Below are 21,061 nucleotides of genomic sequence, written 5' to 3' on the forward strand. Positions count from 1 at the left end.
GGGGTCGGATCGTAAGCGACGGAATTAATTTAAGAAATTTTAAAAAAGTCGTTGACGTAAATCCGAAAAACCCTTTTAATGCGCCCCGTTGCCCAGATAGCTCAGTCGGTAGAGCAGGGGATTGAAAATCCCCGTGTCGGCGGTTCGATTCCGTCTCTGGGCACCAAATACCGAAAACCCTGAATCGCAAGATTCAGGGTTTTTTTATGCCTGCGATTTGATCAACACTGAATCCGCGCTACTTTGCCCGCCCCTTACGGAAGAGGGTCATCCAGCTGATGAACCAGAAACGAACCCGCGTGCCCCTGCCCCATCCGCCGCCGTATCGCCCGAGCCGCACGACTTACTGGCTGACGATCCTCGCTGCCCTGCTGATTGTTTTCGGCATCGGTGCATCAATCTGGATGCTGGTCGACAGCTGGCTCACAGGCTCCATCACCACCAACAATCGCGGCCCGCGCAGCACCTACACCCTGGCCCTGCAACCGCGGCGATTCTGGGTTGAGTTTGTGTCGCAGAGTATCGGCACGGTGTTTCTGCTGGCGTTTTCTGTGTTCTGCTTGTGGGTCTACCGCAAAGTGCAAGAGCCCGTGCACACACCGAAAAGCAAACGCCGCACAAAGAAAACCTAAAGTGTATTGATGTAATCGACAGGCAGCAGAACCGTGTCCAGCGCGGCGTCTACTGGCAGGGATACAACGGTGATGATCGGACAGACAATCATCATGTAACAGATCACGGCCGCCGGCATGCCACTGCTGCCGCCTCCGCGCACACCCAGCAGGTGGAGGTTGCCATCAACCCCTCGGTAATACTGAGCATCGGACAAACCGTCATTCAAACGGCCGATGAACGTTCCGCAGCCCACCAACTGCAACACCAGGCCTGCTACACAGCCAACACGCAAAATCCCTTTCAAACCGGCGCTTCCTTACATCACAAAACAAGAGGCGCGGGATTGTACCGGCGCCTCAACCTGACAAACACCCATCGCTATTCAGCATCATTCCAGTGGAACACCAGATTGCGCGCAGTGCCGCTGCCAACGTCTGTGACATCGTGCCGTGTTTCGCCGTTACGAGTGGCCACCACCGTGTACTTGCCGGGCGGCAATTTCACGTACAGCAGCGGCCCCGTCTGGCTGAGGGTCAGTACGGTTTGCCCCGGCGACTGTTCAATCGTCACATCGACATCTGCGGTGTACTCATCCTGCGGCCCCACTGCGAACGTCATGTGCAGGTTGTAACCGGTGGCTTGTTGAATGGCCTTCGCCTCATCCTCACCGACCCCACCGGCCAAATAGCTGATGCCGTTCTGTTGTTGCTGCTGAACTTGCACCCCGGCACTGTCGATGGGCTCAAGACTGGCTGCCTGCAACATCACCGGAAACACCAATGCAATCACAGCGGCGACGGGCAGCATGAAGGTTAGAACGCGTTTCATGATGACGACTCCCGGGCTCTGGCAGAGCCCAACCGTTACTCCTTTTAGATTTTGCCGGCGAGAGTGGGTTTCAGATTGATTGGCACTTGGCGGGTGTACGAAATGGACTACAGACCTTTGCCCGTTAAAGCCGTTTGACTCGGCAATGTCCTGCAACACCCACCGCCTCTTCCTGCGGATTTCGTCGCCTCTCCCGACATACCGCAACGGCAACTCTTGGCATGCTTTTGCCTCTGTTCCCAATAACGCGGAAGACCGATGAGCCAGCTAAAACCTGCTGACACGCAAGACCCGAAAATCGATTCATTGCCGGGAGAGCTGGGCGAGTTGATTCGTCAGGCGCGGCAAAAAGTGCTGCGAGCGGTTGATACCATCCAAGTGCAGACCTGCTGGCAGATCGGCCGGCATATCGTCGAGTTTGAACAGCAAGGTGCCCAGCGTGCGGGCTATGGAAAGCAGCTGCTTGCCTTGCTGGCGAAGGATCTGACGGCGCAGTTTGGTAAAGGGTTTGATGATCGTAATCTGCGATACATGCGCAGTTTTTATCAGCTGTTTCCAATTTGGAACGCAGTGCGTTCCGAATTGAGCTGGACCCACTACCGTCGGCTGTTGGGTGTGAACAATGAAAAGGCGCGCCACTGGTACATGGACGAGTGCGCCAACCTGAACTGGTCAAGCCGTGCCCTCGATCGCCAGATCCTGACGCTGTACTACGAGCGGCTCCTCATGAGTCGAGACAAAGCCGACGTGATCGAAGAAGCCACCACCAACATCGAGGCAATGAAGTGCAATCCGCGTGAATTCATTCGTGATCCGGTGATGCTCGAGTTTCTCGGGCTGCCGTCAGCGGGCAAGGTCAGGGAAAGCGGCCTGGAACAAGCCCTCATCGACCACCTGCAGGGCTTTCTGCTCGAACTGGGCAAAGGCTTTTCCTTCGTTGCTCGCCAGCAACGCATCAGCACCGACGGCGTCGATCTGTACATCGATCTGGTGTTCTACAACTACCTGCTCAAATGCTTTGTGATCATCGACCTTAAACGCGGCAAGCTCAGCGCCCGCGATGTCGGGCAGATGGACATGTATGTGCGCATGTACGACGAGCTCATGCGCAGCGAGGGCGACAAGCCGACAGTCGGGATCATCCTCTCTGCCGAGAGCAACGATTCGGTGGCGCGCTACTCAATGCTCAAGGGCAATGAGCAATTGTTCGCCAGCAGTTACAAGACGATCCTGCCGAGTGAAGAGGAGCTGCGCGCAGAACTCAATCGCGAACAGGCCTTGATCGAGGAACGCATGCTTACTGAATCCACTGAATAAACCTGCGGATTGTTACTGGGCGGCGCGCAGACTATCGTTGGCAGCTTACCCGCCCAGGTCGATTGTCATGAGCTGTCAAGACATGCCCGCAATGCAGGACACGCAGTCAAAGTCGCCGACTTTGGCTGCGACGCAAGGTGAGCCTTTCAAGGAAGCGGCTGCCGACGGCTTTGTTTTGGGTGGTTTCACTTGGTGCCACTCCCTGCCCGACGCCGAGCGCCCTGTCGTCATCATCAACGCGGCTACGTCTGTGCGCTGTCGTCATTACTCGCGCTTCGCGGCTTATCTGTTCGCCCATGGTTTCGACGTGATGACCTACGACTACCGTGGCATCGGCGAATCGCGACATGCTTCGATCAAAGGCTTGAACGCCTCTTGGACCGACTGGGGCGCGCTGGATTTCGAAGCGATGCTCAAGCGTGCGCAACGGGAGTTTCCCGGCCAGCCCATTGATGTGGTCGGGCACAGTTTTGGCGGATGCGCGGCGGGTTTGTCCGAATCAGGGCGAGCTATCCGACGGTTGGTCACCGTCGGCGCACAGTTCGCCTACTGGCGAGATTACGCACCCGAGCAGCGCTGGCGCATGTTCGGCAAATGGCATGTCGTGATGCCGCTGATAACGCTGTTCTGCGGCTACTTCCCTGGCAAACGCCTCGGCTGGCTGGAAGACACGCCAACGGGCGTCGTGCGCGACTGGAGCACGCCTGCCGCACGTTTCGAAGGACGCCCAAGCGGTCGCGCATTGATGGAAAAAAGCGGCGCCCTGCCCTTCGCCAATGTCCGCGCCCAAACTCTGGCCATCAGCATCAGCGACGATCCCTACGGCACAATTGCGGCCATCGAACGCCTGCTCGGCTACTTCAGCAACGCGACAAAAACCCACCTGCGCATCGAGCCGCAGGACATCGGCGAACAACAAGTCGGACATTTCGCCTTTTTTCGCAGCGCATACCAAGCCACACTATGGCCCATCGCTCTGACCTGGCTGCAAACCGGCGCACTGGCCCCCGACACACCCGGGCGGCAAGTCCCGCGCAGCTGAGCCCTCTCAACGCACGACGGAACACATCATGGCCTCCGCCAACAAGCAGCAGAAACGCGCCACCCGGGCCAAAGCCAAGGCCAAGCAGAACCGCACCAAACGCGCTGAAGCGCCGGTCGAGCTGGATCCGAACGACGACCGCATCGACTTCGAATCGGTGGATCTGACCGAGCTGTTCAAGAAAATGATCGACGCCGAGAAGATCAGCCAGCAGGCCCTGTGCACCGCGTTCCTCGAAGACCCGCTGCTCGAGCTGGTCTACGAGCAGGAAGGCGAAGAAGGCGCGATGGATTTCATCCTCGCCGCGCTGATCGAGTATCGCCAGTGGTCGCAGGAAACCGACGAGGCAGGCGCCTTGGCATGGATCGAATCCCCGGCCTTCCAGGCCGACTATGTGGCGGCGTCCGACGCGATCGCCGCGCAAACCCAACAGAAGAACTGAGCTCCCATGGCATCCCTGAACAAGCAACAGAAACGCGCCAAACGCGCCAAGGCCAAAGCCAAACAAATCCGTATGGTCGGCCGCAAGCCGCTGGAGCAGGACGAAGACCTCGACCACCTCGCCGAGCCGGTACCGGAATACGTCCTGGCGATGTTCAGCAAAATGCGCGACGCCGAAGCCATCAGCCGCAACGAAATGCTGCTGACGCTGCTGCGCGAACTGGCGTTCGTCATCGTTGACCATCCAGAGCTGCTGGACATGGAAAACGCCGACAACGAAGGCATGGCCGCCACCCACCTGGCCGCCGACATGTTGATCGACTACCGCATGTGGGCCGAAGGCGTAACGATCGAAGAAGCCCAGGCCTGGCTGAGCGAGCCACAGTTCATCACCGATTTCGGGATTGCGCTGGATGCTTATGGCAAGTCGGTAGAAGCACAGGAAGACAAGAGCGAATAAACATCGCTCACAAATAAAAACGGCCGCTAGTCATCTCTGACAGCGGCCGTTTTTGTTTGGATGGTTTGGTCACCCTTTGTCCGATAGCATTGTATATCCCGTTGACATATCCCAAGCACAACCTATCCTGAGGCCATCACAGATCAGACCCGGGAGGTCAAATATGGAACAGACCACAATTTTCATGAGCAACAGAAGTCAGGCAGTTCGACTGCCAAAGGCAGTTGCGATGCCCGGCGACGTTAAACGAGTAGAAGTCATTGCGATTGGCAGAGCACGCGTCATTACGCCTGCTGGAGAAAGCTGGGACAGCTGGTTTGATGGCGACAATGTCACCGCTGATTTCATGGCTGACCGTGAGCAACCTGCTGATCAGGAGCGCGAGTCGTTCTGATGATCAAATACATGCTGGATACCAACATCTGCATCTTCACTATCAAGAACAAACCACAATTTGTCCGGGAAGCTTTCAATCGACATTCTGGGCAGCTGTGCATCAGCGCAATCACGCTCATGGAGCTCATCTACGGAGCAGAGAAGTCAGCGGCCCCAGAAAAAAATCTGGCAATTATCGAAGGATTCGTTGCACGATTGGAAGTCTTGCCTTTCGACAATGACGCCGCAGCACAGACCGGGATGATTCGATCTGAACTGGCGAAAGCCAGAACACCGATTGGGCCGTACGACCAGATGATCGCAGGCCACGCGCGTTCACTTGGACTTATCGTCGTCACGAACAATGTGCGGGAATTCGAACGTGTATCCGGATTGCGTATTGAGGATTGGGTTCATCCCGACTGAGCAACGCTCACAAACAAAAACGGCCGCTAGTCATCACTGACAGCGGCCGTTTTGCGTTACGCGTTACGGGTCAGTTCAACACCACCGCGCCACGTTTTTCCAGCTTGCGACGGCGTGCCACCAGCAGACCGGCAGCCACCACCATCAGACTCAGCAAACCAGTCGCGAGGATCTCCACGCGATGCGCTTCCTGGAACAACATGATGGTCAGGGCCGCGACGATGAAGATGATCACCGCGTAGGTCAGGCCCGGGAACAGCCACATGCTGAATTCGATTTTCTCGCCGCGCGCCACGCGTTGTTTGCGCATGCGCAATTGCGAGAAGGCGATTACCAGGTAAACCAGCAGGGCAATGGCGCCGGAGCTGGCCAGGAGGAATTCGAACACCGCGGCCGGGGCCACGTAGTTGGCGAAAGTGCAGAGGAACGCTGCGCCGGTGGACAGCATCACCGCCCAGTAAGGCGTGCCGCTTTTGTTGGTGCGGGTCGACATGGCCGGGGCATCGCCACGCTTGCCGAGGGAGAAGAGCATGCGCGACGAGGTGTACAGCGCCGAGTTCAGGCAGCTGGTCACTGCGACCAGAACGACGATGTCGACGATCATTTTCGCGTTAGGAATGCCCATGCGCTCAAGCACGGTCTGGTAGGAACCGAGGTTGGCCAGCGTAGGATCGTTCCAAGGCACCAGCGCTACAACGATGAAGATCGATACAAGGTAGAACAAGCCGATCCGCCAGATCACCGAGTTGGTGGCCTTGGAGATTTGCTTGCCCGGGTTTTTCGATTCCGCGGCCGCGATGGTCACGATTTCGGTACCCATGAAGGAGAACATGGTAGTCAGGATTGCACCCAGTACCGCGCCCATGCCGTTGGGCAGGAAGCCGCCGCTGTCGAACAGGTGCGACACACCGCTGACCTGGCTGTTCGGCAGGTAGCCGAAGATCGCTGCAAGACCGAGGGCGATGAAGCCGATGATCGCCAGCACTTTGATCAGGGCAAACCAGAATTCGAATTCACCGTAGTTCTTCACGCTGAACAGGTTGGTGACGGTCAGCAGCATGGTGATGATCAGCGCGAAAGCCCAAATGCCTACGCCCGGGAACCAAGCGTGGAGGATGGTCGCGGCGGCGTTGGCTTCCAGTGGAATCACCAATACCCAGAACCACCAGTACAGCCAGCCGATGGTGAAACCGGCCCAGTGCCCGATGGCACGGTCGGCGTATGTCGAGAACGAACCGGTGTCCGGCGAGGCAACAGCCATTTCGCCGAGCATGCGCATCACCAACACCACCAGGGTACCGGCGGCGGCATAAGCCAGCAGCACAGCAGGGCCGGCAGCAGCGATGGCGTGGCCGGAGCCAACGAACAGACCGGCGCCGATTACACCGGCGATCGACAACATGGTCACATGACGCGGTTTGAGCCCCTGTTCGAGGCCATTGGAGCTTGGGGTACTGCTCATCGAAACTACCTTTGCGAGGAATGCGATTCAGTCCGTCCTGTCTGGCGTGTTCTTTCTCGTAAAAAGAAACCAACAGGGCGTTCCGGATTCTGCACGCAATAAATGCGCCAAAATGTTTCAAAGTCTTCTGGATCGCGGCTTTGCGTGCGACCGGACATTCATCGCAACTCATTGAGATTAATGGCTATTCGCCAGAACGTTACCCTGCGACTCACTTTCAAGACGAATCAGCGCACCAGAAACACACTGAAAAAGTGTGGGATGCACAATAAAAGGGCGAATCAGGAACGTTCGGCCGGATAGCGCTTCCAACACCCCGCCAAAGCTGGCAACATCGCGCCTTTTTTTACGCGACACCCGCGGGTTTGCACGATCAAACACCCGTTCGGTTGTTGATGGGGCGACAGTCTGCTGTGCCTATGCGACAACCTGCCACACGCCACCCGTTAACCGCTCGCAGCGCTGTTGGCTGCCATTGAAACGCTATGCTAGCTTGGCCGCCTCGCCAGGAAGGCCATCCAACAGCTGGAGCGCAACATATATGAGGAACGCACATGGCTGAGGCCACGCCCGCGCTTGAAATCCGCAACTTGCACAAACGCTACGGACAGCTTGAGGTGCTCAAAGGCATCTCGCTGACCGCCCGCGACGGCGATGTGATCTCGATCCTCGGTTCTTCCGGTTCCGGCAAGTCCACGTTCCTGCGGTGCATTAACCTGCTGGAGAACCCGCACCAGGGCCAGATTCTGGTGGCCGGTGAAGAACTCAAGCTGAAACCGGCGAAGAATGGCGAACTGGTTGCCGCTGACGGCAAGCAGATCAATCGCATGCGCTCCGAGATTGGTTTTGTGTTTCAAAACTTTAATCTGTGGCCGCACATGAGCATCCTCGACAACATCATCGAGGCGCCGCGTCGCGTGCTCGGCCAGAGCAAGGCCGAGGCGATCGAAGTCGCCGAAGCGCTGCTGGCCAAGGTCGGCATCGCCGACAAACGCCACGCCTACCCGGCGCAATTGTCCGGTGGCCAGCAGCAACGCGCAGCGATTGCCCGCACGCTGGCGATGCAACCGAAGGTGATCCTGTTCGACGAACCCACCTCGGCGCTTGACCCGGAAATGGTTCAGGAAGTACTTAGTGTTATCCGCGCATTGGCCGAAGAAGGCCGCACCATGCTGCTCGTGACCCACGAAATGGGCTTCGCCCGTCAGGTCTCCAGCGAAGTGGTGTTCCTTCACCAAGGTCTAATAGAAGAGCAAGGATCGCCTCAGCAGGTGTTCGAAAACCCGCTTTCGGCGCGCTGCAAACAATTCATGTCCAGCAACCGCTAACGGAGCAACATGCATGCAGAATTTCAAGAAGGTCTTCCTGGCCGCCGCTGTCACCCTCGCGTTCAGCGCCGGTGCCATGGCTGAAACCCTGAAGATGGGCATCGAAGCGGCTTACCCGCCATTCAACAACAAAGACGCCAGCGGCAACGTGGTCGGCTTCGACAAAGACATCGGCGACGCCCTGTGCGCGAAGATGAAAGTCGAGTGCACCGTAGTCACTTCCGATTGGGACGGCATCATCCCGGCACTGAACGCGAAGAAGTTCGACTTCCTGATCTCCTCGCTGTCGATCACCGACGAGCGCAAAGGCGCGGTCGACTTCACCGACCCGTACTACTCGAACAAGCTGCAGTTCATCGCCCCGAAAAACGTCGACTTCAAAACCGACAAGGACTCGCTGAAAGGCAAGACCATCGGTACTCAGCGTGCAACCCTGGCCGGTACCTGGCTGGAAGACACCTACGCCGATGACATCAAAGTCAGCCTCTACGACACCCAGGAAAACGCCTACCTCGACCTGACCTCCGGTCGTGTCGACGCGATCCTCGCCGACAAGTATGCCAACTATGACTGGCTGAAAAGCGACGCTGGCAAGAACTACGAGTTCAAAGGTGACCCGGTCGTAGAAAGCGACAAGATCGGCATCGCTGTGCGTAAAGGCGATCCACTGCGTGAGAAGTTGAACGCTGCCCTGAAGGAAATCGTCGCCGACGGTACCTACAAGAAGATCAACGACAAGTACTTCCCGTTCAGCATCTACTGATCCTGACCTGTGGGACTGGCGCCGTGATTGCACGGCGCCGGCTCCCGACTTTGCCTGCCGCAATTTGAACAGAACTCCATGATTATCGACCTCTACGGATTCGGCCCGGCCCTCGCTGCCGGCGCGCTGATGACCGTCCAACTGGCCCTTACGGCCCTGTGCCTGGGATTGGTGCTCGGTCTGCTCGGCGCCTTGGCCAAGACTTCCCCGTACAAGCCGCTGCAATGGCTTGGCGGCACTTATTCGACCCTCGTGCGTGGCGTCCCGGAATTGCTCTGGGTGCTGTTGATCTACTTCGGTACGGTCAACCTGATGCGCGCCCTCGGTGAGTTCTTCGGCAACCCCGACCTGCAACTCAACGCCTTCGCCGCCGGTGTGATCGCTCTGGGCCTGTGCTTTGGCGCCTACGCCACGGAAGTGTTCCGTGGTGCGATCCTCGCCATTCCCAAAGGCCACCGTGAGGCCGGCCAGGCCCTGGGCCTGTCGAAATGGCGGATTTTCACCCGGCTGATCATGCCGCAAATGTGGCGTATCGCCCTGCCCGGCCTGGGCAATCTGTTCATGATCCTGATGAAAGACACCGCGCTGGTCTCGGTGATTGGCCTGGAAGAAATCATGCGTCACGCGCAAATCGGCGTGACCGTGTCGAAACAACCGTTCACCTTCTATATGGTCGCCGCGATCATGTACCTGGGCCTGACCGTGCTGGCGATGACCGGCATGCACTTCCTGGAAAAACGCGCCGCTCGCGGCTTTGCGAGGAGCGCTTAATGAACTGGGAAGTCATCATCAAGTGGCTGCCGAAACTGGCGCAGGGCGCGACCCTGACCCTGGAGCTGGTAGCCATCGCGGTAATCGCGGGCCTGCTGCTGGCAATTCCGCTGGGCATCGCCCGCTCCTCCAAGCTCTGGTACGTGCGTTCGCTGCCTTACGCCTACATCTTCTTTTTCCGTGGCACGCCGTTGCTGGTTCAGCTGTTCCTGGTTTATTACGGCCTGGCGCAGTTCGACGCGGTGCGTCAAAGCGCATTGTGGCCGTACCTGCGCGATCCGTTCTGGTGTGCGACCGTGACCATGACCCTGCACACCGCGGCGTATATCGCCGAGATTCTGCGCGGGGCGATTCAGGCGATTCCGCCGGGCGAGATCGAAGCGGCGCGGGCCTTGGGCATGTCCAAGCCGAAAGCGATGTTCTACATCATCCTCCCGCGTGCCGCGCGTATCGGCCTGCCGGCCTACAGCAACGAAGTGATCCTGATGCTCAAGGCCAGTGCGCTGGCCAGTACCGTGACCTTGCTGGAACTGACCGGCATGGCGCGCACGATCATTGCCCGCACCTATCTGCCGGTGGAAATCTTTTTCGCGGCGGGCGTGTTCTATCTGCTGATGGCTTACGTGCTGGTCCGCGGCTTCAAGCTGCTGGAGCGCTGGCTGCGCGTCGATGCCTGCCAAGGGCGTTGATTCTTCCTACGTGCTGACGGGCGAGGACTTACTCGCCCGCTTCACGGCGCTGGATGCTTTTTTGATTGAGCATCAAGCGCTGTGGAAACCTCGACCGTTCACACATCTTTCGCTTGCTTGGGAAGCGTCCTACCCGGAACTGGCCTTGTGGCTGCGCGGGCGGTCGCTGGAAGACGCGGAAAACGCTCACAACCAACCTGCTGATCTTGTTGATGCGCCGGAGCCGTTTGCTTCACTGGCCGCGTTGTCGGCTGAGTTGAGCGCGGTGGGTGAACTGCCGGGGCATACGCTGGACGCTGCGGGGCATCGGTTGAATGTCGATGTGCCGGGGCGCAAGTGGCAGCAGATCGAGGCGTTTGCCAGTCGTTTGTCCTTCGCTTCGCAGCCGACGCACTGGCTGGATTGGTGTTCGGGCAAGGGGCATTTGGGGCGCCGCTTGTTGGGCTCGGAGCAGCAACTGACTTGCGTTGAATATGATCCTCAATTGGTCGCGAGCGGACAAGCGTTGAGTCAGCGCCATCATCTGCACGCTTTGCATGTGCAGCAGGACGTACTGGCGGCGGACGCCTCTGCCGTATTGAGCGCGACTCAAACGCCCGTCGCTCTTCACGCCTGCGGTGATCTGCATGTGCGTTTGATGCAATTGGCCAGTGCCGCAGGTTGCCAGCAAATGGCGATTGCGCCCTGCTGCTACAACCGCATCAGTCGTAGCGAATATCAGGCTTTGTCTTCGTCCGGTTCGGGATCGCTCCTACAGCTCTCGCTGGAAGATCTAGCGCTGCCGATGAGTGAAACCGTTACCGCCGGTGCACGCGTCCGACGTCAGCGCGACACCTCGATGGCCCGTCGCCTCGCTTTCGACCTGCTGCAACGGCAAGTGCGCGGCGTCGACGAGTATTTGCCCACGCCATCGTTGCCCAGCGCATGGCTGGATAAATCCTTTGACGATTACTGCCACGATCTGGCCGATCTAAAAGAGTTATCCACAGTTGGCACGCCTGATTGGGCAGCATTGGAATCAGCCGGTTGGCAACGATTGGCCGAAGTGCGCAATCTGGAATTGCTGCGCGGATTATTCCGACGACCGCTAGAGCTTTGGCTGAGCCTCGATCGGGCACTTTTCCTCGCTGAACAGGGATACGTCGTACGCCTCGGCACTTTCTGCGAATCAGCGCTGACGCCGCGCAATTTCCTATTGTTGGCCGAACGCGAATAAACCACCGCCAGCCTGTGGATAACTCTGTTGATGGATTTTGCTCGGATCCAATATCCACGCCTGTTTCGGCGCTGAAACAGCTCTGGTCATTTTTTGTTCACATAAAGAAAAAACCAATAAAACAGGGATTTGCGAACAAAATGAGAACGCGTCCACAAAAACTGGCCTAAGCGCGTATTCGGGCTACTCAGTTGTGCATAAGCCGCCAATCAAAACGACATAACCGCCGAAAATCAGCTTCGCCGAGCGAATAATTGCAGCGCCATGTAACCCTTGCTATACAGGTACGCAGCGCGCCGGCAGCGCACATTCAAACAAGAAAAATCTGACCGACAGGAAGCGATCGTGACGTTCATTTCTTATGCACAGAACTTTGAAGACGTCCGCCTGTGGCGCGCACTCAAGCAGTTCGAACACGGTTTCTACATCGATGTCGGCGCCAATGACCCGAGCCACGACTCGGTCACCAAAGCCTTCTACGATCACGGCTGGCACGGCGTCAACGTCGAGCCGATGCAGGATTACTACGACGCGCTGTGCCAGCAACGCCCGCGCGATGCCACCGTGCAATGCGTCGCCAGCGACCAACCTGGCGAAATCACCTTCTACGGCATCCCCGGCACCGGCCTCTCCACCGCGGACCCAGCCGTCGCCCAGCAACGCAAAGACCTCGGCATGAACGTGCGCAGCCTCACCGTCGAAGCCCGCACACTGACCTCCATCTGCGAACAATATGCTGCCGATCGGCCAATACATTTTTTGAAGATAGACGTCGAAGGCCACGAAGAAACCGTCCTGCGCGGCATGGACTTCAGCCGCTTCCGCCCATGGATCATCGTCATCGAAACCCCATGGCTGCGCGATCACACTTGGGAACACCTGGTCACCGACGCTGGCTACCAGTCGGTCCTGTTCGATGGCCTCAACACGTGGTTCCTGGCTGAAGAACACCTGAGCATCAAGCCGGCCTTCGACCTCCCGCCGTGCAATCTCGACAATTTCCGGCTGTGCCAAGGCCACGCCCTCGCCCACCCCCCGAGCCCCGGCGAACTCGACACCGCCCAACAACTCGCCACCGCCCTGCACCGCGCCGAACAGGCCGAAGCGCAGTTGTTTGCCCTGCAAAACAGCCGGACTGTGAAGGCAGTGCGAACGCTGCGAAATGTACTGAGAAAGGCTTGATTTACAGAGATGCAAAAATAGTCTGAATTCAGGGGTTTACAGAAATTATCCAGTCGCTATAATCGTCGCCCACACGCCGGTATAGCTCAGTTGGTAGAGCAACTGACTTGTAATCAGTAGGTCCCGGGTTCGACTCCTGGTGCCGGCACCATACAAAACGAAGCCCCTGCAGAAATGCAGGGGCTTTGTTGTTTGTGGGTGTTTATATTTTTAGCTGCATTTCAGCTTCAGTAGAAATAGCGCCCCTCCTCCCACACGTCGATCTAATCGCCAGAAGCCCTTCTCCCCCAAAGCACAGCTTTTGCCCAAAATGCCCGAATTTCTGATGTTATGCCCAATTATGAACTGGCAATAATTATGGCGTGCCCATAAAAAAGTGTAATTGCATGAGTAGCATTTCTCAGCGCACTGAACCGGCGGAGTCAATGGCAACCTGGTTTCCCAGTCCAAGAGTGCTTGATGCCTCGACGCTTTGTTCCTCCGCCGCAGAGAACGGCATCGGCATTACGCGCGCGGCCTCACCGGCCTTCATCTGACGTACAGACTCCAGTAAGTCCTGCTGGAATTGCTCCAATTCAACGACCATCGCTGATCTCCTCGTTTTGTTGCTTAGAAAAGGCCAAGGACATGTCGTCACTGACAAAACGCATGGCGCGAAATCCTGAGAAATTTGTTGTAACGAGAAGCCAAGCAAAGCCACTACTGGCCACGATTGTGCATCGGCTCTTCCTCAAGCTACCGTCAAACCCGTCGCTGCCAATTCAGCGACCGGGCCTGAGAACCCGCGTAAGATGCAGGCGCACCAGCGCCACAAACCACGATTGCCGACGCTTTTTCAGTGTCAGCGTTCACGTGTAATGGCGGCTGTGCGTGGGAGACCTTCGCGTCTGCCGGGTCCTGTATCTCCGGTTTCTCAGCCTGCGCATAGCTGCCACCTTTTCGCCTGAGAACGAATGGCAGCTCTCATTTGATACAGGGAGTTCACAAATGAAAGCCATTGATCCGTCAACAACATCGGTCACTTCACACCGCCCATCTCGAACGGCAGGTGAAGCGAAATGACCCACTCTCAAGATCTGAAAACCCTTGGCCTCACCCACTTTTCATTTCAATCCAATCAAGCGATGTTCCGCACCAACCGTGGCGTGCCGGTAATCGTCGCCCTTTCCCACGCATCCCACTTGCTTCACATCTCACGTTTGCTCACTGCGGACACTTCAATCTCGCGGGACCCTGATCTTCACGCTTATGCCTCGCAGTATCTGCAGGAGTTAAGCAAAGCGCTGATCGATGATGTAGTGAAAGTGATGGATGCGCCGTCGGACAAGCCGTTGATGTAAACACCGGTGTAAGGCCCTCGCTGATGCGAGGGCTTTTTGCGTTTCAGACCTGACTGATTTCAAGCACAAACGAAATCTTCTGCTGAGTCGCACTCCACACATAGCGCAAATGCTTACCCTGCTTCGGAATCGACACCGCAGGCGGCCGGAACGCGGCGATGCATTCATGGCCCGGCAGGCGAACGCTGTTGTAAAGCAGTCCCCACGACTCGGTTTCGCGTAGTTGTCGGGCGAAAACCTGAGACGGCCCATAAGCCTCGGGATCTGGATTGTGCAACTCGGGGTGATCGTGGCGGATATCGTGCAGCGGTTTAACCACCCGATTAACGTAAGTGCGCATGGTCAACTCAAGATCCGCTTCCTGAGTCGCCGCAAGAAATCGCTCCTGGTGATAACAGGTCTCAGCGATGGCAGCAGCCTGGCTGCTCGCAGCGTAGTAAACGCCGAAAGTGCCGTCGCAGAAACGACTGCGTTTGCCGATGTGGGTAAACGCAGCCATCACCGGAGTCGAACCGGGGCCAGAGAGTCGATCTTCCGGTCTCACGCGGGCGAGAACCCCGGCCTGCTCGATCAGACGATCATTGGTCAGCGCTTCAATTGCGTAGGCAACTTCCAGATCTTCGGGATCGAGCACGTCTTCGAACAACGTGATCGGCGGGAAGCTGCTGTTGACGATCCGATAGGCTCTCGGCCACGCCACATCAACCATCTCTGGCGCCTTCAACCGCGCACCCCATCGAGGTAACGACGCACATCGGCGATATCGACCACGCGTCCGGCGAGCATGTAATCCAGCGCCGTTTGCCCATTGAACGGCGCCGCCGTGTTCGGACTACTGACCCATGTGTACGCGCGCTCACGGCTGTTGCTGAAGATGATGCTCAACGCCTTGTGAATGCCCATCAAATAAGAGATGCGCTCAAGGGTATCGTTAGGCAGACGTATGTTCGGCAGGTGTTTGTATTTATAGAACGTGGTGTTACCTACACCGCCCAGCAATGTGCGTTGCTGCTCAGCGCTGCAGCCCCAGCGCTCCATGAGGTTGAAGAAGAACTTCAGCGCAACGCGACCAGCTTCGGGGGCGTCGAGTTGTTCGCGTGGAGTGAGGGCTTGGGATGAGGTAGTCATTGCGCCTCTCCTGATTTGGCTTGCTTTGATACTAGTACAGATATGAACCAATCTATAAATCTGATTCGCAAGCGTAGTAACAATGACCTAGCTCCGGATTGACAGTTTTACTCGCGATGCCGAGAATCGGCCCAAGAGCGCGAAACCGACTGCCATCAGGTGGCGATAGTCGGCGTTAGGAACCCCACTGATGACCTGAGGATCAGTGCCCGGGTGAGACCTCTTTCCCTATTTGGGGAGTAAAAAAAGACCGACAGCGATGTCGGTTTTTTATTGCCTCAATTATTTGAGCATTCCGTCGACCGACTCAAACCGCTGCAGAATATTCAGTGCTTCCAACATCGCTTGAGCTGTCTTATCCGTAGGGATTCGTGCAACGGAAGGCCGCTCTCGAATCTCAATAACCTGGTGCCGCCGGGTGCCATTTGGGCAGTCCAGATCAACCGCTTCTTGTGATGCAATCACTTCGCTCACCTCATTCAGATCCGCAGCCACATAGGCTCGATGTCTCGACGCTGCCACTTCAACTGCTTTAACAAGTCGCCGCTATCAGCTCGGTCGCAAGTTCGCCTAGGACGCATCCACGTATTTCGCAGGCCAAAACCACTAACGTTGTCAGCCATTTCCCCGTGAAAAATCACCCCCACGCACCAAAACCACGCACTTTTTTTGACCCCCATCACCCCCATCCCCCCAAAAACCCCGATCCTGTGTCAGCCTCCAGCCATCGGCAGGGACATCAATTCGCTACTAAACCCGCGACAACTATGCTCAGGTGCAGGAATATACCCAGCATATGGCCGCCGGACCGGCGGTCTCGTAAACAACAATACCCAGCCCACTTTAGAGGGCATTACCCATGGATAGCAGAACCTTACGCAACCTCATGCGCATCGTGCAGACCGGCTCGTTGTCGGCCGCAGCCGAGCATTCGTGCCTGACTGTGCAGGCGCTGGCCGCGCAGTTGAACAAGGTCGAAGAGCAGTTCGGTTTCCGCTTGTTTCGTCGTTCCAACAAAGGGCTGACGCTGACGCCGCAAGGCACCGAGCTGACGCCGTATATGGACAAAGTGCTGATTGCCACGCGACAGATGGAAGAAAAGGTCGAGGCGCTGAAGGTGCCGGGCCAACGTACGTTGAAGGTGGCGTTGAACAACACGTTGTCGCCTGATTTCAATCGGCGAATGATCGGGCGCCTGATCGAGGTGTTTCCCGATTACCAGATGGAGTTCAGTTATGCCGAGTCGATGGAAAACCTCAGTAAGCTGAAGAACGAAGACTTTGACCTTGCGGTGCTGATCGGCCCGCAGCGGCCGGGGTTGCCGAGCATTGTCTTGCCGGATGTTCAGGTGCAGGTGGTCGGCGCGCATTGCGGGCAGGAAAACGATCCGCTGACGTTGCTGGGCAACAAGTTTCAGGTGCGTCCTGCGGAAGATTGTCCTTATTCCCACAGTTTTTTGCGTTTTCTCGACGCTGGGCTGGGCAATCACGAGAACGGCCAGCGCATGGTCTATTCGTGCAGTGAAACGTTGACGCTGTCGCTGATCACGCAAATGGACGCGGTCGGCATGGTTTCGCGTGAGGCCGCGCAGAAGAACGGCCTGACGATTTTCCCCGGTTTCGAGGATTTCCTCGAGGTACGCCTGGCGGTGAACAATCCGGAGTTGTCGAGCCAGGCGTTGAGTGACGTCGTCGATCTACCGCTACATGAACGAGCCGAGCGCAATGTACGCAGCCGTCCCAACCGCCACACTGAGAAAGAGGTTTTTGCTGAAATACGCACATAGCAACGTCGGAATCGCGGCATAGAATTCCGGGCGATCGAGCTGTATGTGCTGATCCTTGATCAACAAGGGAGTCAGGCTGATCGCAGCGACGATCGCCACCGGCAAGTATTCCAGCGCCCGCGCAACAAACGGCGGCCAGTGCTCGGTATTCACTTGCAATGGCAAGGCGCGTGGCAGGAAGGTCACGGCCATCATCAGCGCGACCACCAGAATCAGGAACGTTTGGTCAGGCATACACCCACTCCGCAGCCCACAAACGTGGCGATGAAAACGTTGAATGGCGAGCTGCCGACCAGGCTCAGTGCGCCCATGCAAATCACTGCGGCCCCGGCGGCGATGAGTTTGTTGCGCGTGTTGCACAGCGACACCAGCACGTAGAGCATCATCGCCGTCAGTGCGTAGTCGAGCTGATATTTGATCAGGTGCGCCGCGTACTGTGCGCAAACTGCGCCGAGCAATCCGCCGAGCACCCACGAGGTGTGGCAGAACAGGTTGAAGCCGATCAGATAGCGCACGTTGACTGGTGCGCCCGTGCCGAGCTTGACGCTGTGGAAGGCGAAGGATTCATCAGTCAGGCCACCGGCGTATGCCCAACGTTCCATGCGACTCAAACCGAGTGCACGCAGGGCCTTGGCCATGTACACCGACATCAGCATGTGCCGCGCGTTGATCAGAAACGTGGTCAGCACAATGGTGGTCAGCGATGCACCGCTGGAGATCAGCGCCAGCGCGGCGAATTGTGATGCGCCGGCATACACGAACAAGCACATCGCTACCGGCAGCCACATCGGCAACCCGGCGTTGACGGCCATCAGCCCGAACACGAATGACACCGTGAAGTAGCCGGCGACCACCGGGCTGGCTTCGGCAAACGTGCGCGACGGCTGATGGGTGACCATCAGCGGCGCACTGCCGGACCTTTCATTCATAGATCCCTCTCAAAAGTCCGTTCACCGTGGGGCTCGCAAAAACCCTGGGCAGTCCAAAAACGCTTGCCCGCGAGGTTAGCATCGTCGACGAACAGAAACATCCGCAACACGCCGACACGCTTCATGTCGGACGACGCTGCTTCAACCAGACGTTGACCTACACCTTGGCTGCGATAGCGCGGGCTGACGGCCAGATGATTGATGGTGCCGCGACTGCCGAGCATGCCACCGAGCACCGCGCCGACGATTTCGCCGGCGACGTCGAAGGCGAGATAGGCCGTCGTGGTTTTCTGGATCAACACGCCGCGCAGGCACTTGGCGTCCTGCCATTCGCAGAAGGACACTTCGTCGAACTGGCGGAAGAAGCGCTCCATGCGCTGCGCATCCTTGGCCGTGGCGCGTCGCAGCACCACCGGCGTCGAGCACTCGACGCCATCGATTGGGGTGATCTGATTAGCGAACAATGTCGAAAGCGGTCCCGGGCCGCGAGAAGGAAATCGCCAGAATCTGCCGATACGCCATGGCATGGGTGTGGCTGTTGCGCGCTGGGGTCACGTAGTGGCGCATGTCGCGGTCGAGGAAGTAAGTGGTGTCGAGAATTTCCTCGTAAGTGGTCGACGCCAGTTGATGCTCGTGGATGTCGTACAGACGACTCTCCGCACCCTCTACGTTATTGCGGCCCCAGAAATGCACGCCGCTGAACGGGTAACCGTCGCAGTGAATGCCTTCAGGGGTGATTTCCAGTTGTTTGCCGGGTTTGATCTCGATGCGGATCTGATGGATCTGGCACTGCCAGATTTCATCGTGCAGCTCTTCCGGCAACACGCTTTTGTACACTTCGAAATCGGTGTCGATCAGGCTGCGCATTACCGGCGAAGAAATCACTTCATCGGAGAAGTCCTGGAAGTGTCGTACCAGGCCGCCAACGTAGGCGTTGTTCTCTTTCGATTGCACGTACGCGCGATGCTCGAGTTGCGTCAGCTCGCGGGTTTTCGGGTTGTATTCAAAGTCGCTGTAACGACGGTAACGCATGCCGGCTTCGGCCTGACCGTAGTAGCTGTCAGGCTCCATGTTTTCCCAACTTTTGGTCAGTCTGACGAAGTCGGCAAAATGACCGTAGAGATTGAAGTCACCACCCTGGACGTTGACATATTTGTCGCGCCGTAGCGATTCGCCCACTTCTCTGTTCAAAACGATCATTACCAAATTCTCCGCTGCGTTGAGCGGCCTAATCTATTAGGTGGAGAATTTGCGTCCATGAGAAAGAATTTGAGGCATTTAAAGCCCTGTTTGAAACGGTGATTGAAGCGACTTAAAAACAACTTTTACATGACAAAAACTCGGGTTTTTTCCGGTTTTCATCGAAAAACCGTCGAAAAAAAACTCCGAACCAGTCGGAGTTTTTTCACGTTTCTTACACCGGATCGGGCATCAGAAGATGTTGATCGGGTAATCCACGAATACACGCACTTCGTTGCCGCCCACGTTGTACTCGCTGGATTTCTGCGACACGCGCAGGATCGAGCTGCGCAGTTTCACGCTGAGGTCTTTGGCCGGGCCACTTTGCACGACGTACTTGAACTGGTTGAAGATCTCGCGCTCGGAGCCACCGGTGCTGGTGGAGGTGGTGATGTTGTCGCCACGCACGTAAGCGAAGTTGTAGCTCAGGCCCGGTACGCCGAATGCGCCGAAGTCGAGGCCGTAGCCCAACTGCCAGCTGCGTTCGTCTTCAGCGTTGAAGTCCGACCAGTAGGAGTTGGCCAGGTAGATGGTGTTGCCGCCATCGCCGACACGGTTTTGATCTTTCTGGTAGCCGCCGTAGGCGTAGCCCAGGTTGCTGTCGCCGGTGGAGCGCTGGTGCGCCACGGTGAACGAGTGCGGGCCAGTGGCGAAAGTGGCTGCCAGGCTCCAGATCTTGTTGTCGTCGCCGGTCACACCGTTTTCGCGGACATAGGAGTTGTCCAGCTTGGTGCGGTAGCCGTTGAAGTCCAGGGTCAGCGATTGATCCTTGTTGAACGGCAACACGTAGTTGGCGTTCACGTATTGTTTCTTCAATACGTCTTCAACGTCGGAAGCGTACAACGCGCCTTTGAAGTGTTCAGTGAACTGGTAGCTACCGCCCAACACGTTGATCGACTTCAGACCACCGCTGTCACGGCCTTCATCGCTCTTGCGCGATTCGGCAGTGAATCGGCCGGCGTTCAGTTCCAGGCCCTTGATCTCACGGGAAGTGATCAAAGTACCGGTGTAGCTTTCCGGCAACAGACGCGAGTTGTCGTAGTTCAGCACCGGCAGTGCCGGCATCTGGTCGCCGTACGTCAGCACGGTGTTGGAGAAGCGGAATTTGACCGCTGCGCCAGCCTTGGCCAGATCGTTGGCAGCATCGCCGTGCTGGCCGGCAACGTTGCCGTTGTCTTGCTTGAAGAAGTCGATACCACCGGCGCCGCTGCGGCCTTTGCCGCCATCCAGACGCAGTGCGTACAGACCGAAGGCATCCACGCCGACACCGATGGTGCCCTGGGTGAAGCCGGACGAGAACGTGCCGATGGCCGCTTGGCCCCACTCGGCTTTGTCGTCGTTACCGTCTTTGTAATCACGGTTGATGTAGGCGTTGCGCAGCAGCACTTTGAGGCTGCTGTCTTCTTGAAAACCCTTGGACTCGGCCTGGTCGTTAGCCATGGCCTGTGTGGCGCTCAACATCCCCAGAGCGATCAGGCTGATTCGCTTGTTCAACATTTTGTTTTCCTTATTACGGGTTGAAACGCGCTGTGTCGAACGGCTGAAACGGCGCTATTGCACTCTTTTTTCATCCCGAAACAAAAAGACCCGCCCACGACAATACCGTGGCGGGCCTTCTTATTATTTTGAGTCATGGCGGTTGGCCACAGGCGTTGGGCGGAATCGTAGCCGCGCCCTGAACTATGTGTCAATTTCAAGAATCGTCTTTAAATAGGCGAAAATCG

Annotated in this window: 26 protein-coding genes, 2 tRNA genes and 1 pseudogene; 17 read left to right on the top strand and 12 right to left on the bottom strand. The window is 57.3% G+C overall.

Annotation, left to right across the window (positions count from 1 at the left end):
• The first annotated feature begins 90 nt into the window (after window positions 1–90).
• A tRNA-Phe gene (locus EJA70_RS08600) sits at window positions 91–166 on the top strand.
• 112 nt (window positions 167–278) lie between these two features.
• The gene (locus tag EJA70_RS08605) at window positions 279–632 is read left to right on the top strand and encodes a hypothetical protein (protein ID WP_008080548.1); all 354 of its coding nucleotides are present in this window, start codon (window positions 279–281) and stop codon (window positions 630–632) included.
• Here EJA70_RS08605 and EJA70_RS08610 read toward each other — a convergent pair.
• Window positions 629–919: a YceK/YidQ family lipoprotein gene (locus EJA70_RS08610; RefSeq protein ID WP_158830477.1), complete on the bottom strand. Its 291-nt coding sequence runs from the start codon at window positions 917–919 to the stop codon at window positions 629–631. The genes EJA70_RS08605 and EJA70_RS08610 overlap by 4 nt on opposite strands.
• A gap of 74 nt (window positions 920–993) precedes the next feature.
• Complete coding sequence (locus EJA70_RS08615; protein WP_158830478.1) at window positions 994–1,443, bottom strand: carboxypeptidase regulatory-like domain-containing protein; 450 nt, start codon at window positions 1,441–1,443, stop codon at window positions 994–996.
• 258 nt (window positions 1,444–1,701) lie between these two features.
• On the opposite strand from EJA70_RS08615, the gene EJA70_RS08620 reads away from it, so the two are divergent.
• From EJA70_RS08620 to vapC, 6 genes are all read left to right on the top strand, one after another.
• Window positions 1,702–2,760: a YhcG family protein gene (locus EJA70_RS08620; RefSeq protein WP_158830479.1), complete on the top strand. Its 1,059-nt coding sequence runs from the start codon at window positions 1,702–1,704 to the stop codon at window positions 2,758–2,760.
• Between the two features lie 67 nt (window positions 2,761–2,827).
• Entirely contained in the window at window positions 2,828–3,802 is a 975-nt protein-coding gene (locus tag EJA70_RS08625; protein ID WP_158830480.1) for an alpha/beta fold hydrolase, read from the top strand.
• A gap of 28 nt (window positions 3,803–3,830) precedes the next feature.
• Window positions 3,831–4,244: a hypothetical protein gene (locus tag EJA70_RS08630; RefSeq protein WP_008080543.1), complete on the top strand. Its 414-nt coding sequence runs from the start codon at window positions 3,831–3,833 to the stop codon at window positions 4,242–4,244.
• 6 nt (window positions 4,245–4,250) lie between these two features.
• Window positions 4,251–4,703, top strand: a complete 453-nt coding sequence (locus tag EJA70_RS08635) for a hypothetical protein (RefSeq protein WP_158830481.1) — start codon at window positions 4,251–4,253, stop codon at window positions 4,701–4,703.
• 163 nt (window positions 4,704–4,866) lie between these two features.
• On the top strand, window positions 4,867–5,097 hold the full coding sequence (gene vapB / locus EJA70_RS08640) for a type II toxin-antitoxin system VapB family antitoxin (protein ID WP_158830482.1): 231 nt from the start codon (window positions 4,867–4,869) through the stop codon (window positions 5,095–5,097).
• Window positions 5,097–5,504, top strand: coding sequence for a tRNA(fMet)-specific endonuclease VapC (gene vapC, locus EJA70_RS08645; RefSeq protein ID WP_158830483.1), 408 nt, complete (start codon window positions 5,097–5,099; stop codon window positions 5,502–5,504). Before vapB ends, vapC begins: the two co-directional genes overlap by 1 nt.
• Window positions 5,505–5,574: 70 nt before the next feature.
• Here vapC and gabP read toward each other — a convergent pair whose 3' ends face one another.
• Window positions 5,575–6,966 carry a GABA permease gene (gene gabP, locus EJA70_RS08650; protein ID WP_008080541.1) on the bottom strand — a complete coding sequence of 464 codons (1,392 nt, stop codon included), beginning with the start codon at window positions 6,964–6,966 and terminating at the stop codon, window positions 5,575–5,577.
• Window positions 6,967–7,520: 554 nt separating this feature from the next.
• Between gabP and EJA70_RS08655 the strand changes: the two genes are divergently transcribed.
• From EJA70_RS08655 to EJA70_RS08685, 7 genes are all read left to right on the top strand, one after another.
• Window positions 7,521–8,294: an ABC transporter ATP-binding protein gene (locus tag EJA70_RS08655; RefSeq protein ID WP_158830484.1), complete on the top strand. Its 774-nt coding sequence runs from the start codon at window positions 7,521–7,523 to the stop codon at window positions 8,292–8,294.
• 13 nt (window positions 8,295–8,307) lie between these two features.
• Window positions 8,308–9,057 carry an ABC transporter substrate-binding protein gene (locus tag EJA70_RS08660; protein WP_008080539.1) on the top strand — a complete coding sequence of 250 codons (750 nt, stop codon included), beginning with the start codon at window positions 8,308–8,310 and terminating at the stop codon, window positions 9,055–9,057.
• Between the two features lie 78 nt (window positions 9,058–9,135).
• Window positions 9,136–9,828: an ABC transporter permease gene (locus EJA70_RS08665; protein ID WP_007909165.1), complete on the top strand. Its 693-nt coding sequence runs from the start codon at window positions 9,136–9,138 to the stop codon at window positions 9,826–9,828.
• Complete coding sequence (locus EJA70_RS08670; protein ID WP_064388941.1) at window positions 9,828–10,517, top strand: ABC transporter permease; 690 nt, start codon at window positions 9,828–9,830, stop codon at window positions 10,515–10,517. The genes EJA70_RS08665 and EJA70_RS08670 overlap by 1 nt, the downstream gene beginning before the upstream one ends.
• On the top strand, window positions 10,498–11,733 hold the full coding sequence (locus EJA70_RS08675) for a methyltransferase (protein WP_158830485.1): 1,236 nt from the start codon (window positions 10,498–10,500) through the stop codon (window positions 11,731–11,733). Before EJA70_RS08670 ends, EJA70_RS08675 begins: the two co-directional genes overlap by 20 nt.
• Window positions 11,734–12,078: 345 nt before the next feature.
• Entirely contained in the window at window positions 12,079–12,915 is an 837-nt protein-coding gene (locus EJA70_RS08680; protein WP_158830486.1) for an FkbM family methyltransferase, read from the top strand.
• 75 nt (window positions 12,916–12,990) lie between these two features.
• A tRNA-Thr gene (locus tag EJA70_RS08685) sits at window positions 12,991–13,066 on the top strand.
• A gap of 324 nt (window positions 13,067–13,390) precedes the next feature.
• On the opposite strand, the pseudogene EJA70_RS08690 reads toward EJA70_RS08685, so the two are convergent.
• Window positions 13,391–13,501 (bottom strand): annotated as a pseudogene (locus tag EJA70_RS08690) (transcriptional regulator); the annotation flags it as partial.
• A 472-nt stretch (window positions 13,502–13,973) separates the two neighbouring features.
• Between EJA70_RS08690 and EJA70_RS08695 the strand changes: the two are divergent.
• Window positions 13,974–14,255, top strand: coding sequence for a DUF3077 domain-containing protein (locus EJA70_RS08695; protein WP_158830487.1), 282 nt, complete (start codon window positions 13,974–13,976; stop codon window positions 14,253–14,255).
• A gap of 43 nt (window positions 14,256–14,298) precedes the next feature.
• Here the strand turns inward: EJA70_RS08695 and EJA70_RS08700 are convergent, their stop codons facing one another.
• From EJA70_RS08700 to EJA70_RS08710, 3 genes are all read right to left on the bottom strand, one after another.
• A complete protein-coding gene (locus EJA70_RS08700) occupies window positions 14,299–14,964 on the bottom strand; it encodes an RES family NAD+ phosphorylase (protein ID WP_158830488.1) in 666 nt (221 codons plus the stop codon).
• A gap of 11 nt (window positions 14,965–14,975) precedes the next feature.
• Entirely contained in the window at window positions 14,976–15,383 is a 408-nt protein-coding gene (locus EJA70_RS08705) for an MbcA/ParS/Xre antitoxin family protein (RefSeq protein WP_158830489.1), read from the bottom strand.
• A gap of 282 nt (window positions 15,384–15,665) precedes the next feature.
• Entirely contained in the window at window positions 15,666–15,878 is a 213-nt protein-coding gene (locus tag EJA70_RS08710) for a hypothetical protein (protein WP_158830490.1), read from the bottom strand.
• Window positions 15,879–16,242: 364 nt separating this feature from the next.
• Between EJA70_RS08710 and EJA70_RS08715 the strand changes: the two genes are divergently transcribed.
• Window positions 16,243–17,169 (top strand): LysR family transcriptional regulator, encoded by a 927-nt coding sequence (locus tag EJA70_RS08715; protein ID WP_008080520.1) that lies wholly within the window; start codon window positions 16,243–16,245, stop codon window positions 17,167–17,169.
• Here the strand turns inward: EJA70_RS08715 and EJA70_RS08720 are convergent.
• The 5 genes from EJA70_RS08720 to EJA70_RS08740 all read right to left on the bottom strand — a co-directional run bounded on the left by EJA70_RS08720 (window position 17,086) and on the right by EJA70_RS08740 (window position 20,834).
• Window positions 17,086–17,403 carry an AzlD domain-containing protein gene (locus EJA70_RS08720; protein ID WP_007952614.1) on the bottom strand — a complete coding sequence of 106 codons (318 nt, stop codon included), beginning with the start codon at window positions 17,401–17,403 and terminating at the stop codon, window positions 17,086–17,088. The genes EJA70_RS08715 and EJA70_RS08720 overlap by 84 nt on opposite strands.
• Window positions 17,382–18,098: an AzlC family ABC transporter permease gene (locus tag EJA70_RS08725; RefSeq protein ID WP_008080518.1), complete on the bottom strand. Its 717-nt coding sequence runs from the start codon at window positions 18,096–18,098 to the stop codon at window positions 17,382–17,384. Before EJA70_RS08725 ends, EJA70_RS08720 begins: the two co-directional genes overlap by 22 nt.
• On the bottom strand, window positions 18,095–18,472 hold the full coding sequence (locus tag EJA70_RS08730; protein WP_008080517.1) for a GNAT family N-acetyltransferase: 378 nt from the start codon (window positions 18,470–18,472) through the stop codon (window positions 18,095–18,097). The genes EJA70_RS08725 and EJA70_RS08730 overlap by 4 nt, the downstream gene beginning before the upstream one ends.
• Before the next feature lie 79 nt (window positions 18,473–18,551).
• A complete protein-coding gene (locus EJA70_RS08735) occupies window positions 18,552–19,298 on the bottom strand; it encodes a 2OG-Fe dioxygenase family protein (protein ID WP_008080516.1) in 747 nt (248 codons plus the stop codon).
• 231 nt (window positions 19,299–19,529) lie between these two features.
• The gene (locus tag EJA70_RS08740; protein ID WP_158830491.1) at window positions 19,530–20,834 is read right to left on the bottom strand and encodes an OprD family porin; all 1,305 of its coding nucleotides are present in this window, start codon (window positions 20,832–20,834) and stop codon (window positions 19,530–19,532) included.
• Window positions 20,835–21,061 lie beyond the last annotated feature (227 nt).

Source organism: Pseudomonas sp. PB103 (assembly GCF_009764635.1).
Lineage (GTDB): Bacteria > Pseudomonadota > Gammaproteobacteria > Pseudomonadales > Pseudomonadaceae > Aquipseudomonas.

Bases quoted from the DNA above. Each gene is read 5' to 3' on its own strand.
- EJA70_RS08660 (WP_008080539.1), top strand. From the start codon at position 8,308: ATGCAGAATTTCAAGAAGGTCTTCCTGGCCGCCGCTGTCACCCTCGCG.
- EJA70_RS08740 (WP_158830491.1), bottom strand. From the start codon at position 20,834: ATGTTGAACAAGCGAATCAGCCTGATCGCTCTGGGGATGTTGAGCGCC.
- EJA70_RS08655 (WP_158830484.1), top strand. From the start codon at position 7,521: ATGGCTGAGGCCACGCCCGCGCTTGAAATCCGCAACTTGCACAAACGC.
- EJA70_RS08700 (WP_158830488.1), bottom strand. From the start codon at position 14,964: ATGGTTGATGTGGCGTGGCCGAGAGCCTATCGGATCGTCAACAGCAGC.
- EJA70_RS08720 (WP_007952614.1), bottom strand. From the start codon at position 17,403: ATGCCTGACCAAACGTTCCTGATTCTGGTGGTCGCGCTGATGATGGCC.
- EJA70_RS08670 (WP_064388941.1), top strand. From the start codon at position 9,828: ATGAACTGGGAAGTCATCATCAAGTGGCTGCCGAAACTGGCGCAGGGC.
- EJA70_RS08675 (WP_158830485.1), top strand. From the start codon at position 10,498: ATGCCTGCCAAGGGCGTTGATTCTTCCTACGTGCTGACGGGCGAGGAC.
- vapB (WP_158830482.1), top strand. From the start codon at position 4,867: ATGGAACAGACCACAATTTTCATGAGCAACAGAAGTCAGGCAGTTCGA.
- EJA70_RS08635 (WP_158830481.1), top strand. From the start codon at position 4,251: ATGGCATCCCTGAACAAGCAACAGAAACGCGCCAAACGCGCCAAGGCC.
- EJA70_RS08620 (WP_158830479.1), top strand. From the start codon at position 1,702: ATGAGCCAGCTAAAACCTGCTGACACGCAAGACCCGAAAATCGATTCA.
- EJA70_RS08730 (WP_008080517.1), bottom strand. From the start codon at position 18,472: ATGGAGCGCTTCTTCCGCCAGTTCGACGAAGTGTCCTTCTGCGAATGG.
- EJA70_RS08705 (WP_158830489.1), bottom strand. From the start codon at position 15,383: ATGACTACCTCATCCCAAGCCCTCACTCCACGCGAACAACTCGACGCC.
- EJA70_RS08735 (WP_008080516.1), bottom strand. From the start codon at position 19,298: ATGATCGTTTTGAACAGAGAAGTGGGCGAATCGCTACGGCGCGACAAA.
- EJA70_RS08715 (WP_008080520.1), top strand. From the start codon at position 16,243: ATGGATAGCAGAACCTTACGCAACCTCATGCGCATCGTGCAGACCGGC.
- EJA70_RS08725 (WP_008080518.1), bottom strand. From the start codon at position 18,098: ATGAATGAAAGGTCCGGCAGTGCGCCGCTGATGGTCACCCATCAGCCG.
- vapC (WP_158830483.1), top strand. From the start codon at position 5,097: ATGATCAAATACATGCTGGATACCAACATCTGCATCTTCACTATCAAG.
- EJA70_RS08630 (WP_008080543.1), top strand. From the start codon at position 3,831: ATGGCCTCCGCCAACAAGCAGCAGAAACGCGCCACCCGGGCCAAAGCC.
- EJA70_RS08605 (WP_008080548.1), top strand. From the start codon at position 279: ATGAACCAGAAACGAACCCGCGTGCCCCTGCCCCATCCGCCGCCGTAT.
- EJA70_RS08615 (WP_158830478.1), bottom strand. From the start codon at position 1,443: ATGAAACGCGTTCTAACCTTCATGCTGCCCGTCGCCGCTGTGATTGCA.
- EJA70_RS08695 (WP_158830487.1), top strand. From the start codon at position 13,974: ATGACCCACTCTCAAGATCTGAAAACCCTTGGCCTCACCCACTTTTCA.
- gabP (WP_008080541.1), bottom strand. From the start codon at position 6,966: ATGAGCAGTACCCCAAGCTCCAATGGCCTCGAACAGGGGCTCAAACCG.
- EJA70_RS08625 (WP_158830480.1), top strand. From the start codon at position 2,828: ATGAGCTGTCAAGACATGCCCGCAATGCAGGACACGCAGTCAAAGTCG.
- EJA70_RS08665 (WP_007909165.1), top strand. From the start codon at position 9,136: ATGATTATCGACCTCTACGGATTCGGCCCGGCCCTCGCTGCCGGCGCG.